The following is a 13,268-nucleotide window of genomic DNA, read 5'->3' on the forward strand; positions in this document are numbered from 1 at the left end:
TTCAATCTGGAGGATCACTGTAATGACCACGGAAAAAGTGAAGTACGGCGTACATTCCGAAGCCGGCAAACTGCGCAAAGTCTTGGTTTGCTCCCCAGGCCTGGCCCACCAGCGGCTGACCCCGAACAACTGCGACGAACTGCTGTTCGACGACGTGCTGTGGGTCGCCCAGGCCAAGCGTGACCATTTCGATTTCGTCACCAAGATGCGCGAACGCAATGTCGATGTGCTGGAAATGCACAACCTGCTGACCGACATCGTCGCGATTCCCGAAGCCCTGGACTGGATTCTCGAACGCAAGATCACCGCTAACACGGTGGGCCTGGGCCTGGTCAACGAAGTCGGTTCATGGCTGCGCAGCCTGGAGCCACGCAAGATCGCCGAGTTCCTGATTGGCGGCGTCTCGGCGGATGACCTGCCGAACAGCTTCGGTGGCAAAACTATCGAGATGTTCCGCGACTTCCTCGGCCACTCCAGCTTCATTCTGCCGCCGTTGCCCAACACCCAGTTCACCCGCGACACCACGTGCTGGATCTTCGGTGGCGTGACCCTGAACCCGATGTACTGGCCGGCGCGCCGTCAGGAAACCTTGCTGGCCAGCGCCATCTACAAATTCCACCCGGAATTCACCAACGCCGACTTCCAGGTCTGGTACGGCGACCCGGATCAGGAACACGGCAACTCGACACTTGAAGGCGGCGACGTGATGCCGCTCGGCAACGGTGTGGTGTTGATCGGCATGGGCGAACGCTCGTCCCGCCAGGCCATCGGCCAACTGGCGCTGAACCTGTTCAAGCACAACGCCGTTGAGCGGGTGATCGTCGCCGGCCTGCCGAAGTCCCGGGCAGCGATGCACCTGGACACCGTGTTCAGCTTCTGCGACCGCGACCTGGTGACGATTTTCCCGGAAGTGGTCAACCAGATCGTCGCCTTCACCCTGCGTCCGGACGACAGCAAACCGGGTGGCATTGACGTGCGCCGCGAAGAAACCAATTTCCTCGACACCGTGGCCGCCGCACTCAATCTCAAAGCGCTGCGCGTGGTGGAAACCGGCGGCAACAGCTTCGCCGCCGAACGCGAGCAATGGGACGACGGCAACAACGTGGTGGCCCTGGAACCGGGCGTGGTGATCGGCTACGACCGCAACACCTACACCAACACCTTGCTGCGCAAGGCTGGCGTGGAAGTCATCACCATCAGTGCCGGCGAACTTGGCCGGGGTCGCGGCGGCGGCCACTGCATGACTTGCCCGATCATTCGCGACCCTATCGACTATTAATTTTTGCGCCCGGCCTCGCCCTTATAAAGCGTGAGGCCGGGGGATAACCGAAACCCAAGGAGATCCAAATCATGGCTTTTAACATGCGCAACCGCAGCCTGCTGAGCTTGATGCACCACACCACTCGCGAGCTCAACTACCTGATCGACCTGTCCCGCGACCTCAAACGCGCCAAGTACACCGGCACCGAGCGTGCGCACCTGCAAGGCAAGAACATCGCGCTGATCTTCGAAAAAACCTCGACCCGCACCCGTTGCGCCTTCGAAGTCGCGGCCCACGACCAGGGCGCCCACGTCACCTACATCGATCCGGTGTCGTCGCAGATCGGCCACAAAGAAAGCATGAAAGACACCGCCCGCGTGTTGGGCCGGATGTTCGACGCCATCGAGTACCGTGGTTTCGAACAGGAAATCGTCGAAGAGCTGGCCAAGTTTGCCGGCGTGCCGGTGTTCAACGGCTTGACCGCTGAATTCCACCCGACGCAAATGATCGCCGACGTGCTGACCATGCGTGAGCACAGCGACAAGCCGATGCATGAAATCAGCTACGCCTACCTGGGCGACGCCCGCTACAACATGGGTAATTCGCTGCTGATGATCGGCGCCAAACTGGGCATGGACGTGCGCATCGGCGCGCCGAAAGCACTGTGGCCGCATCAGGATTTCATCGACCAGTGCCAAGCCTTCGCCATCGAGAGTGGTGCACGCATCACCATCACCGAAGACCCGAAAGAAGCGGTCAAAGGAGTGGACTTCATCCACACCGACATCTGGGTGTCGATGGGTGAGCCGGTGGAAGCGTGGGACGAGCGCATCGAGCAACTGCTGCCGTACCAGGTCAACACCGCCATGATGAAAGCCTCGGGCAACCCGCGAGTGAAATTCATGCACTGCCTGCCGGCGTTCCATAACAGCGAAACCAAAGTTGGCAAGGACATCGCCGCGCGCTATCCGCACCTGGCCAATGGCGTCGAAGTGACCGAAGAAGTCTTCGAATCCCCGGCCAACATCGCCTTCGAGCAAGCGGAAAACCGCATGCACACGATCAAGGCGATCTTGGTCTCGGCGTTGGCGGATATCTAAGGACCGACGCGCTGATCGTTCCCACGGTCCCCGTGGGAATGCCGCCCGGGACGCTCCGCGTCCCATGTGACGCAGAGCGTCACCGGATGCATTCCCACGCAGAGCGTGGGAACGATCGGCGCAACGATCATCGTGTTGACCGCTCCCTCTTTGAAAGGACTGCACTATGCGTATCGTCGTTGCCCTGGGCGGTAACGCCCTGCTCCGCCGTGGTGAACCCATGACCGCGGACAATCAACGCGCCAACATCCGCGTCGCCACCGAACAGATCGCCAGGATCTACCCCGGCAACCAACTGGTCATCGCCCACGGCAATGGCCCGCAAGTCGGCCTGCTGTCGCTGCAAGCGGCGGCCTACACCTCGGTGTCGCCTTACCCGCTGGACGTGCTCGGTGCCGAAACCGAAGGCATGATCGGCTACATCATCGAACAGGAACTGGGCAACCTGCTGGACTTCGAAGTGCCGTTCGCCACGCTGCTGACGCAAGTTGAAGTCGATGCAAAAGACCCGGCGTTCCAAAACCCGAGCAAACCCATCGGCCCGGTCTACTCCAAAGCAGAAGCCGAAAAACTCGCCGCCGAAAAAGGCTGGGCGATTGCCCCGGACGGTGACAAATATCGACGCGTGGTCGCCAGCCCACGGCCAAAACGCATCTTCGAAATCCGCCCGATCAAGTGGCTGCTGGACAAGGGCAGCATCGTGATCTGCGCGGGCGGTGGCGGTATCCCGACGATGTACGGTGCCAGCGGCAAACTCGAAGGCGTGGAAGCGGTGATCGACAAAGACCTGTGCTCGGCGCTACTGGCCGAACAGCTGGAAAGCGATCTGCTGGTGATCGCCACCGACGTCAGCGCCGCGTTTATCGACTTCGGCAAACCCACCCAAAAAGCCATCGCCCAGGCCCACCCCGACGACATGGAAAAACTCGGCTTCGCCGCCGGCTCCATGGGGCCGAAGGTTCAGGCTGCCTGCGAGTTCGCGCGCAAGACTGGCAAAGTCGCAGTCATCGGTTCACTCTCGGACATCGAAGCGATCGTCCAGGGCAAGGCCGGCACCCGTATCAGCACGGCGACACCTGGCATTACTTACCTTTAAAAAGAAACTCGGCGGCAGGCCCGGGGTCTGCCGTTCTCCAATGCCTTCGAAGGAGAGATGAATATGGCTACGTTCGAGCCCGGTCACTTGCACATCGAGCGCCACGCGCTGAATGACGACGATGTCAGCTACAACCTGTGCATTGACTATGAAGTCACCCAGGATCCGGAAAAAGGCATGCAGTTCACCGTGCACGGCAACATCATGGGCAAGGACATGGAAGAGTCATTTTTCCTGCCCAAGGATCAGGCCTATAACTTCGCCAGCAACGTGACGAAAATCGCCGAGCAATACGGGGTTCCCAAGACCCATAGCGGCATTGGCTCGGTGCACAAGCATTACGATGCGATGTTTGAAGATGTGCGGGTGCAGCTGGATATGAAATCCGGTGATCCGGTGAAGCCTGAACACCTCGAGTGAGTTTGAGGGCCACCTCTCCCCCTGATCGTTCCCACGCTCTGCGTGGGAATGCCGCAACGGACGCTCCGCGTTCGGCTCTGAAGGGACGCAGAGCGTCCCGGGCAGCATTCCCACGCAGAGCGTGGGAACGATCATCGGTCCAGCATTTCACCTAACCCCCTCCTCCAAGGCATACTTGCCACCCTCCGCACTCCAGAACCAAAAACGGCCCCATGCGTATCCACGTCAGCTTCATCGACCGCGTCGGCATTACCCAGGAAGTCCTGGCCTTGCTCGGTGGGCGCAATCTCAATCTGGATGCGGTGGAAATGGTTCCGCCCAACGTCTACATCGACGCCCCGACCCTGAGCCCGGAAGTCCTTGAAGAGTTGCGCGACGCGTTGCTCAGCGTGCGCGGCGTGCAGGCGATGACGGTGGTCGACATCCTCCCCGGCCAGCGCCGGCACTTGCAGCTCGACGCCTTGCTCGCCGCCATGACCGACCCGGTTCTGGCGTTGGACAGCGCCGGCAAAGTGTTGCTGGCCAACCCGGCGTTGATTGCCCTGTACGGTCGTGAACCCGCCGGCGAAAGCATCGCCGAACTGTTTGCCGACCCGGCGCTGCTCGATACCTTGCTGGAAAACGGCTTCCGCCTGCCGCTGCGGGAAATCACCGTCAACGGCCAGACGTTGCTGCTGGACGCCACGCCGATCACCGACGCCGGCGCCTTGCTGACGCTCTATCAGCCGAGCCGCATCGGCGAACGCCTGTCGGCCCTGCACCACGACCACGCGGAAGGTTTCGACGCGCTGCTGGGTGAGTCCCCGGCGATTCGCACCCTCAAGGCCCGAGCCCAACGGGTCGCCGCCCTTGATGCGCCGCTGTTGATCCAGGGTGAAACCGGCACCGGCAAAGAACTGGTGGCCCGGGCCTGCCACGCCATCAGTGCGCGACACAGTGCGCCGTTCCTGGCATTGAACTGCGCGGCATTGCCGGAGAACCTCGCCGAAAGCGAACTGTTCGGCTACGCCCCCGGCGCCTTCACCGGCGCGCAACGGGGCGGCAAACCGGGGCTGATGGAGTTGGCCAACCAAGGCACGGTATTCCTAGATGAAATCGGCGAGATGTCGCCGTATTTGCAGGCCAAGTTGCTGCGCTTTTTGAACGACGGCAGCTTCCGCCGGGTGGGCGGTGATCGCGAGGTGAAGGTCAACGTGCGGATCCTCAGCGCGACCCACCGCGACCTGGAAAAAATGGTCAGCGAAGGCACCTTCCGCGAAGACCTGTTCTATCGCCTCAACGTACTCAACGTCGAAGTCCCGCCACTACGCGAACGCGGCCAGGACATTCTGCTGCTGGCTCGCTACTTCATGCAGCAGGCCTGCGCGCAAATCCAGCGTCCCGTATGTCGCCTCGCGCCGGGCACTTATCCCGCGCTGCTGGGCAACCGCTGGCCGGGGAATGTGCGGCAACTGCAAAACGTGATCTTCCGCGCCGCCGCGATTTGCGAAAGCAGCTTGGTGGATATTGGGGACCTCGACATCGCCGGTACCTCGGTAGCGCGGCAGAGTGACAGCGAAGTGGATAGCCTCGAACAGGCCATGGAAGAGTTCGAGAAAACCCTGCTGGAAAAACTCTACGTCAGCTATCCCTCCACCCGGCAACTGGCCAGTCGGCTGCAAACTTCCCATACAGCGATTGCCCATCGATTGCGTAAGTACGGCATCCCCAACAAGCCGTGAAGCTTGTGGATGAACCACAAATCCCCGAACACCGCATAACTCTGTAGGAGCAAAGCTTGCTCGCGATAGCGGTAGATCATTCAAAACAAATGTTGACTGACATGGCCTCATCGCGAGCAAGCTTTGCTCCTACGGGTTTGTGCTGCCTTCAAAATCGTGTTTAAAAGCGACCTTCATCTGTACTGAAAGCGCTACAGTGGAATGATATCGATACACCCTCCTTTGATCACCGCTGTGCAAGGCTTTGATCCCATTAGGCTTTTTTCTTTGCTTCGTGCTGTAGCGATTTCGCTACAGGCATTCGAATTGCTCGCTCTCAAAAAATTCCCAAGGTATTGATTCGTAACGATTTAATAACCTTGGCCGCGATCTTGCTTAGTAACCGCTCATAAAGAAGGGCTTTAGCCCAAGCATTCAATCGCGTCCACCAGACGAGTCTGGCCCCCTTAGGAGTTTCCATGAGCGAGTTGCGTTTTACTGAAGATCACGAATGGCTGCGCACTGAAGCTGACGGCAGCGTTACAGTCGGCATCACCGCATTCGCGCAGAACGCCTTGGGCGACGTGGTTTTCGTACAACTGCCTGAGCTGCAGTCCTACGACAAAGGCGCTGAAGCCGCCACTGTGGAATCGGTCAAAGCTGCCAGCGGCGTGTACATGCCCCTCGACGGTGAAGTGCAGGAAGTAAACCCGGCGCTCGACAGCAGCCCTGAGCTGGTCAACGAAGATCCACTGGGCGAAGGCTGGTTCTTTCGCTTCCAGCCAAAAGATGCCTCGGCCGTTGCCAAACTGCTGGATCAGGACGCCTACGACCGTCTGATCAAAGCCAACGCCGACGCCTGAGGAAACCGACATGACTCAAGTAAATCTCAGCACCGCCAACGAATTCATCGCCCGCCACATCGGCCCGCGTTCCGGCGATGAGCAAGCCATGCTCAACAGCCTCGGTTTCGACTCCCTGGAAGCCCTGAGCGCCAGCGTCATTCCGGAAAGCATCAAAGGCACCAGCGTCCTCGGCATGGACGATGGCCTGAGCGAAGCCGACGCCCTGGCGTTGATCAAAGGCATCGCCGCCAAGAACCAACTGTTCAAGACTTACATCGGCCAGGGCTACTACGGTACCCATACGCCGTCGCCGATCCTGCGCAACCTGCTGGAAAACCCGGCCTGGTACACCGCTTATACCCCGTACCAACCGGAAATCTCCCAGGGCCGTCTCGAAGCGCTGCTGAACTTCCAGACCCTGATCAGCGACCTCACCGGCCTGCCGATCGCCAACGCCTCCCTGCTCGACGAAGCCACCGCCGCTGCCGAAGCGATGACCTTCTGCAAACGCCTGAGCAAGAACAAGGGCAGCCACGCCTTCTTCGCCTCCGTGCATTGCCACCCGCAAACCCTCGACGTGCTGCGCACCCGTGCCGAGCCGTTGGGCATCGACGTGGTGGTCGGCGATGAACTCGAATTGACCGACGTGACGCCGTTCTTCGGCGCGCTGCTGCAATACCCGGCCAGCAACGGTGACGTGTTCGACTACCGCGAACTGACCGAACGCTTCCACGCCGCCAACGCCCTGGTCGCCGTCGCGGCTGACCTGCTGGCCCTGACTGTGCTCACCCCACCGGGCGAATTCGGCGCCGACGTGGCCATCGGCAGCGCACAACGCTTTGGCGTGCCGCTGGGTTTTGGTGGCCCGCACGCGGCTTACTTCTCGACGAAAGATGCGTTCAAGCGCGACATGCCGGGCCGTCTGGTCGGTGTCTCCGTGGACCGTTTCGGCAAGCCGGCCCTGCGCTTGGCCATGCAGACCCGCGAGCAACATATCCGTCGCGAGAAGGCTACGTCGAACATCTGCACCGCCCAAGTGCTGTTGGCCAACATCGCCAGCATGTACGCCGTGTACCACGGTCCGAAAGGCCTGACCCAGATCGCCAACCGCATTCATCACCTGACCGCCATCCTGGCCAAAGGCTTGAATGTGCTGGGCCTGAGCGTCGAGCAAGAAAACTTCTTCGACACCGTGACGATCAAGACTGGCGCCAACACCGCCAAGCTGCACGACAAGGCACGCGCCCAGCAGATCAACCTGCGTGTGGTCGATGCTGAGCGCCTGGGTCTGTCCCTCGACGAAACCACCTCGCAAGCGGACGTTGAAACCCTGTGGAGCGTGCTGGCCGACGGCAAAGCGCTGCCAGATTTCGCCGCCCTCGCCGCCTCCGTGGTCAGCACTCTGCCGGCAGCCCTGGTTCGCCAATCGCCGATCCTCAGCCACCCTGTGTTCAACCGTTACCACTCGGAAACCGAGCTGATGCGCTACCTGCGCAAGCTCGCCGACAAGGACCTGGCCCTGGATCGCACCATGATCCCGCTGGGTTCGTGCACCATGAAGCTCAACGCCGCCAGCGAAATGATCCCGGTGACCTGGGCTGAGTTCGGTGCCCTGCACCCGTTCGCCCCGGCCGAGCAAAGCGCCGGTTACCAGCAGCTGACCGACGAACTGGAAGCGATGCTCTGCGCCGCCACCGGTTACGACTCGATCTCCCTGCAACCGAACGCCGGCTCCCAAGGTGAATACGCTGGTCTGTTGGCGATTCGTGCCTATCACCAGAGCCGTGGCGAAGACCGTCGCGACATCTGTCTGATCCCGTCCTCGGCTCACGGCACCAACCCGGCCACCGCCAACATGGCTGGCATGCGCGTAGTCGTGACCGCGTGCGATGCCCGTGGCAACGTCGACATCGAAGACCTGCGCGCCAAGGCCATCGAGCACCGCGAACACCTCGCGGCGCTGATGATCACTTACCCGTCGACCCACGGCGTGTTCGAAGAAGGCATCCGCGAAATCTGCGGCATCATTCATGACCACGGCGGCCAGGTGTACATCGACGGCGCGAACATGAACGCGATGGTCGGCCTCTGCGCACCGGGCAAGTTCGGCGGCGACGTGTCGCACTTGAACCTGCACAAAACCTTCTGCATCCCCCACGGCGGTGGCGGCCCGGGCGTTGGTCCGATTGGCGTCAAATCGCACCTGACCCCGTTCCTGCCGGGTCACGGCACCATGGAACGTAAAGAAGGCGCGGTCTGCGCGGCACCGTTCGGCAGCGCGAGCATTTTGCCGATCACCTGGATGTACATCCGCATGATGGGCGGCGCCGGTTTGAAGCGTGCCTCGCAACTGGCGATCCTCAATGCCAACTACATTTCCCGTCGCCTCGAAGAGCATTACCCAGTGCTCTACACCGGCAGCAATGGCCTGGTGGCGCACGAATGCATCCTCGACCTGCGTCCGCTGAAAGACAGCAGCGGCATCAGCGTCGATGACGTGGCCAAGCGCCTGATCGACTTCGGCTTCCACGCCCCGACCATGTCGTTCCCGGTGGCTGGCACGCTGATGATCGAGCCGACCGAAAGCGAATCCAAGGAAGAGCTGGACCGTTTCTGCGACGCCATGATCCGCATCCGCGAAGAAATCCGCGCAGTGGAAAACGGCACGCTGGACAAGGAAGACAACCCGCTGAAAAACGCCCCGCACACCGCGGCGGAAATCGTCGGCGAGTGGACCCACCCGTACAGCCGTGAGCAAGCGGTTTACCCGGTCGCGTCGCTGATCGAAGGCAAATACTGGCCACCGGTCGGTCGCGTCGACAACGTGTTTGGCGATCGCAACCTGGTGTGCGCCTGCCCGTCGATCGAAAGCTACGCTTGATCCATGGGGGCGAGTTCGCTCGCCCCCTGTAGGAGCAAGGCTTGCCCGCGATGAACGATGACGGGGTGTAACTGATACACCGCATCAAGCCAATCGCGGGCAAGCCTCGCTCCTACAGACTTGCGTTGCGCCTATAACAAGAAACCGGAGAACAACTCATGTCATTAAGCGTGTTCGACCTGTTCAAGATTGGCATCGGCCCCTCCAGCTCTCACACCGTCGGCCCGATGCGTGCCGCTGCGCGTTTCGCCGAAGGTCTGCGCCGTGAAGGGCTGCTGGCCGCCACTGCCTGCGTCAAAGTCGAGCTCTACGGCTCGCTCGGTGCCACCGGCAAGGGCCACGGCAGCGACAAGGCTGTGTTGCTCGGCCTGGAAGGCGAACACCCGGACACTGTGAACACCGAAACCGTCGCCGCGCGCCTGCAAGAAATTCGTGGCAACGGTCGTTTGAACCTGCTCGGCGAACACAGCATCGCGTTCAACGAGAAAGAACATTTGGCGATGATTCGCAAACCGTTGGCCTATCACCCCAACGGCATGATCTTTCGCGCCTTCGATGCGGCGGGGATACAGATCCGCAGCCGCGAGTACTACTCGGTTGGCGGCGGTTTCGTCGTGGATGAAGACGCTGCCGGCGCCGACCGTATCGTCGAAGACGCCACGCCGCTGACGTTCCCGTTCAAAAGCGCCAAGGACCTGCTCGCTCACTGCGCCACCTACGGTTTGTCGATCAGCCAGGTGATGCTGACCAACGAAAGCGCCTGGCGCCCGGAAGCGGAAACCCGCGCCGGGCTGTTGAATATCTGGCAAGTGATGCAGGACTGCGTCGCCGCCGGTTGCCGCAACGAAGGCATCCTGCCCGGTGGCTTGAAGGTCAAACGCCGGGCGGCGGCATTGCATCGGCAACTGTGCAAGAACCCGGAATCGGCGCTGCGCGATCCGCTGTCGGTGCTGGACTGGGTCAACCTCTACGCGTTGGCGGTCAACGAAGAAAATGCCAATGGCGGACGCGTGGTGACGGCGCCCACTAACGGTGCAGCGGGGATCGTCCCGGCGGTGTTGCATTACTACATGCGCTTCATCCCCGGCGCCAACGAAGACGGCGTCGTGCGTTTTCTGCTGACTGCAGCGGCCATCGGCATTCTCTATAAAGAAAACGCCTCGATCTCCGGCGCCGAAGTCGGTTGTCAGGGTGAAGTCGGCGTGGCCTGTTCGATGGCGGCCGGCGCCTTGTGCGAAGTCCTCGGTGGCAGCGTTTCGCAGGTGGAAAACGCCGCGGAAATCGGCATGGAACACAACCTCGGCCTGACCTGCGACCCGATTGGCGGCCTGGTGCAAGTGCCGTGCATCGAGCGCAACGCCATGGGCTCGGTGAAAGCCATCAATGCGGTGCGCATGGCCCTGCGTGGCGACGGTCAACACTTCGTCTCCCTCGACAAGGTCATCCGCACCATGCGCCAGACCGGCGCTGACATGAAAAGCAAATACAAGGAAACCGCCCGTGGCGGTTTGGCGGTCAACATTATCGAGTGCTGATGCGCGCGCATTGGCATCTGCACACTTTTTCAGGAGCTGAATATGTCCACCGAACAATTGCTGAAAACCCCGTTGCACGCCCTGCACATCGAACTCGGCGCGCGCATGGTGCCGTTCGCCGGCTACGACATGCCGGTGCAATACCCGCTGGGCGTGATGAAAGAACACCAGCACACCCGTGAGCAGGCCGGGCTGTTCGATGTCTCGCACATGGGCCAAATCCGTCTGACCGGCGCCAATGCCGCCAAGGCCCTGGAAACCCTGGTGCCGGTGGACATCATCGACTTGCCGGTGGGCATGCAGCGTTACGCGATGTTCACCAACGAGACCGGCGGCATTCTTGACGACCTGATGGTCGCCAACCTCGGTAACGACGAACTGTTCCTGGTGGTCAACGCTGCCTGCAAGGATCAAGACCTGGCGCACCTGCGTAAACACATTGGCGAGCAGTGCACCATCGAGCCGCTGTTCGAAGAACGCGCATTGCTGGCCCTGCAAGGCCCGGCGGCGGTGACTGTACTCGCACGCCTGGCGCCTACCGTTGCGAAGATGACGTTCATGCAGTTCGCTCGCGTTAAGCTGCTGGGTGTGGACTGCTTTGTCAGCCGTTCGGGCTACACCGGCGAAGACGGTTTTGAAATCTCCGTACCAGCGGCCAATGCCGAAGACCTGGCTCGCGCCCTGCTGGCCGAACCGGAAGTCGCGGCCATTGGCCTCGGCGCGCGCGACTCGCTGCGCCTGGAAGCCGGCCTGTGCCTCTACGGCCACGACATGAACACCGAGACCACCCCGATCGAGGCGAGCCTGTTGTGGGCCATCTCCAAACCCCGTCGTGCCGATGGTGCGCGGGCTGGCGGCTTCCCTGGCGCTGAAACCGTGTTCGCCCAGCACCAGGGCGGTGTCAGCCGCAAGCGTGTTGGCCTGCTGCCGCAAGAACGCACACCGGTGCGCGAAGGCGCAGAGATCGTCAACGAAGCTGGCGACATCATTGGCAGCGTGTGCAGCGGCGGCTTCGGACCGACCCTCGGTGGCCCTCTGGCCATGGGTTACCTCGACAGCGCTTACATCGCACTGGAAACGCCAGTTTGGGCAATTGTTCGTGGGAAAAAGGTGCCTTTGCTTGTAAGCAAAATGCCATTTGTTCCGCAACGCTACTATCGTGGTTGATTGACTGTTTCTATAAGTAACGCGGTTGCGTTAACAGTGCACTAATCTGTAACGCAACCGCCATAAAACAGTGCAAGCTTTCGATTATGAACTTGTCTTATAACGATCGAAAACGATTGAACACTCTTATCGAATAAGCCGTACTAGTGAACTGACTAACCGCCATCAACCTGAGCAAAACCGGGCCCCTCACAGGGGCTTGTTTTTTATCGGCTAGTTGGCGTAGAGTTTGTTCACTGTGTTTGCATGGGTCGCTTGGAATCGTGACCTGGGCAGTAGCCTACAAGTTAGCTACATCCCGTTCGACGTCTTCTTACTCTCCTGCAACCAGCCCCAGTACTCTTTCATGAGAAAGAGACTGTCATTAATTTTTGCGTCAAAGGAAATAAGAAATGTCCCAACGTCAGAGCGGTACCGTCAAGTGGTTTAACGACGAGAAAGGTTTTGGTTTTATCACTCCAGAAAGCGGTCCGGATCTGTTCGTGCATTTCCGCGCTATTCAGGGCAACGGCTTCAAGAGCCTGAAAGAAGGCCAGAAAGTGACTTTCGTCGCTGTGCAAGGCCAGAAAGGCATGCAGGCTGACGAAGTCCAAGCAGAAGCCTAACCTTCTGTAACGAAAAAGCCCCTGATGCTGACATCAGGGGCTTTTTTGTGCGCGTAAATCCGTAAAATGGCTTCTTTTTCCGCCAGAGGCTGCCATGTCGAAACACCTGCTCAAACCCCAGGGCGACTTTCCCGCCGCCACTTTGGGTCGTCGCCTGGCAGCGATGTTCTATGACTTCCTGTTATGCACCGCCCTGCTGATCGTCACCAGCGGCATCTACAAGATGATCCAGATGGCGATCATCGGCGAAGACAAGATGCGCGCATTGACCGAAGCCGGGGCATTGGATGGCGATCCACTGCTGTCGACGGTGCTGCTGTTCGTGTTGTTCGGGTTCTTCGCCAAGTTCTGGACCTGGTCCGGTCAGACGTTGGGTATGCAGGTGTGGGGAATCCGCGTGCAGAATGCCGATGGTTCGTCCATCAGTCTGTGGCAGGCGTTGTTGCGCTTTGTGGTGTCGATCGGGTCGTGGTTATGCGTGGGCCTGGGGTTTCTCTGGCCGCTGCTTGATAAGCAGAAACGCAGCTGGCATGACATGTATTCCAATACGCAGCTCGTTCGTATTCCGAAGAAGACCAAATAAATTCGTCATACGAAAATCACTGTGGGAGCGAGCCTGCTCGCGAAAGCGGTGTGTCAGACAACATCAATGTCGACT

At 60.3% G+C, this 13,268-nt stretch carries 11 protein-coding genes; all 11 read left to right on the plus strand.

What is annotated here, in order from left to right; genetic code table 11:
• The first annotated feature begins 22 nt into the window (after window positions 1-22).
• The 11 genes from arcA to BK667_RS15470 all read left to right on the plus strand — a co-directional run bounded on the left by arcA (window position 23) and on the right by BK667_RS15470 (window position 13,193).
• Window positions 23-1,279: an arginine deiminase gene (gene arcA, locus BK667_RS15420; RefSeq protein ID WP_123598137.1), complete on the plus strand. Its 1,257-nt coding sequence runs from the start codon at window positions 23-25 to the stop codon at window positions 1,277-1,279.
• A gap of 71 nt (window positions 1,280-1,350) precedes the next feature.
• Window positions 1,351-2,361, plus strand: coding sequence for an ornithine carbamoyltransferase (locus BK667_RS15425; protein ID WP_123508521.1), 1,011 nt, complete (start codon window positions 1,351-1,353; stop codon window positions 2,359-2,361).
• Between the two features lie 166 nt (window positions 2,362-2,527).
• Window positions 2,528-3,457 (plus strand): carbamate kinase, encoded by a 930-nt coding sequence (gene arcC, locus BK667_RS15430; RefSeq protein WP_123598138.1) that lies wholly within the window; start codon window positions 2,528-2,530, stop codon window positions 3,455-3,457.
• 63 nt (window positions 3,458-3,520) lie between these two features.
• The gene (locus tag BK667_RS15435) at window positions 3,521-3,877 is read left to right on the plus strand and encodes a DUF5064 family protein (RefSeq protein WP_123508523.1); all 357 of its coding nucleotides are present in this window, start codon (window positions 3,521-3,523) and stop codon (window positions 3,875-3,877) included.
• 212 nt (window positions 3,878-4,089) lie between these two features.
• On the plus strand, window positions 4,090-5,598 hold the full coding sequence (gcsR, locus tag BK667_RS15440) for a transcriptional regulator GcsR (protein ID WP_123598139.1): 1,509 nt from the start codon (window positions 4,090-4,092) through the stop codon (window positions 5,596-5,598).
• A gap of 458 nt (window positions 5,599-6,056) precedes the next feature.
• Complete coding sequence (gcvH, locus tag BK667_RS15445) at window positions 6,057-6,440, plus strand: glycine cleavage system protein GcvH (RefSeq protein ID WP_123598140.1); 384 nt, start codon at window positions 6,057-6,059, stop codon at window positions 6,438-6,440.
• A gap of 10 nt (window positions 6,441-6,450) precedes the next feature.
• Complete coding sequence (gene gcvP, locus BK667_RS15450) at window positions 6,451-9,303, plus strand: aminomethyl-transferring glycine dehydrogenase (protein WP_123598141.1); 2,853 nt, start codon at window positions 6,451-6,453, stop codon at window positions 9,301-9,303.
• A 158-nt stretch (window positions 9,304-9,461) separates the two neighbouring features.
• Window positions 9,462-10,838, plus strand: a complete 1,377-nt coding sequence (locus tag BK667_RS15455; RefSeq protein ID WP_123508527.1) for an L-serine ammonia-lyase — start codon at window positions 9,462-9,464, stop codon at window positions 10,836-10,838.
• 42 nt (window positions 10,839-10,880) lie between these two features.
• Entirely contained in the window at window positions 10,881-12,005 is a 1,125-nt protein-coding gene (gene gcvT, locus BK667_RS15460) for a glycine cleavage system aminomethyltransferase GcvT (RefSeq protein WP_123598142.1), read from the plus strand.
• Between the two features lie 392 nt (window positions 12,006-12,397).
• On the plus strand, window positions 12,398-12,610 hold the full coding sequence (locus BK667_RS15465) for a cold-shock protein (RefSeq protein ID WP_003175786.1): 213 nt from the start codon (window positions 12,398-12,400) through the stop codon (window positions 12,608-12,610).
• Window positions 12,611-12,704: 94 nt separating this feature from the next.
• On the plus strand, window positions 12,705-13,193 hold the full coding sequence (locus BK667_RS15470; RefSeq protein WP_123598143.1) for an RDD family protein: 489 nt from the start codon (window positions 12,705-12,707) through the stop codon (window positions 13,191-13,193).
• The last annotated feature ends 75 nt before the right edge of the window (window positions 13,194-13,268 follow it).

This window comes from Pseudomonas frederiksbergensis (assembly GCF_003732705.1).
Taxonomy (GTDB): Bacteria; Pseudomonadota; Gammaproteobacteria; order Pseudomonadales; family Pseudomonadaceae; genus Aquipseudomonas; species Aquipseudomonas frederiksbergensis_F.

Coding starts and splice junctions, on each gene's coding strand:
- arcA (WP_123598137.1), top strand. CDS start 23: ATGACCACGGAAAAAGTGAAGTACGGCGTACATTCCGAAGCCGGCAAA.
- BK667_RS15425 (WP_123508521.1), top strand. CDS start 1,351: ATGGCTTTTAACATGCGCAACCGCAGCCTGCTGAGCTTGATGCACCAC.
- arcC (WP_123598138.1), top strand. CDS start 2,528: ATGCGTATCGTCGTTGCCCTGGGCGGTAACGCCCTGCTCCGCCGTGGT.
- BK667_RS15435 (WP_123508523.1), top strand. CDS start 3,521: ATGGCTACGTTCGAGCCCGGTCACTTGCACATCGAGCGCCACGCGCTG.
- gcsR (WP_123598139.1), top strand. CDS start 4,090: ATGCGTATCCACGTCAGCTTCATCGACCGCGTCGGCATTACCCAGGAA.
- gcvH (WP_123598140.1), top strand. CDS start 6,057: ATGAGCGAGTTGCGTTTTACTGAAGATCACGAATGGCTGCGCACTGAA.
- gcvP (WP_123598141.1), top strand. CDS start 6,451: ATGACTCAAGTAAATCTCAGCACCGCCAACGAATTCATCGCCCGCCAC.
- BK667_RS15455 (WP_123508527.1), top strand. CDS start 9,462: ATGTCATTAAGCGTGTTCGACCTGTTCAAGATTGGCATCGGCCCCTCC.
- gcvT (WP_123598142.1), top strand. CDS start 10,881: ATGTCCACCGAACAATTGCTGAAAACCCCGTTGCACGCCCTGCACATC.
- BK667_RS15465 (WP_003175786.1), top strand. CDS start 12,398: ATGTCCCAACGTCAGAGCGGTACCGTCAAGTGGTTTAACGACGAGAAA.
- BK667_RS15470 (WP_123598143.1), top strand. CDS start 12,705: ATGTCGAAACACCTGCTCAAACCCCAGGGCGACTTTCCCGCCGCCACT.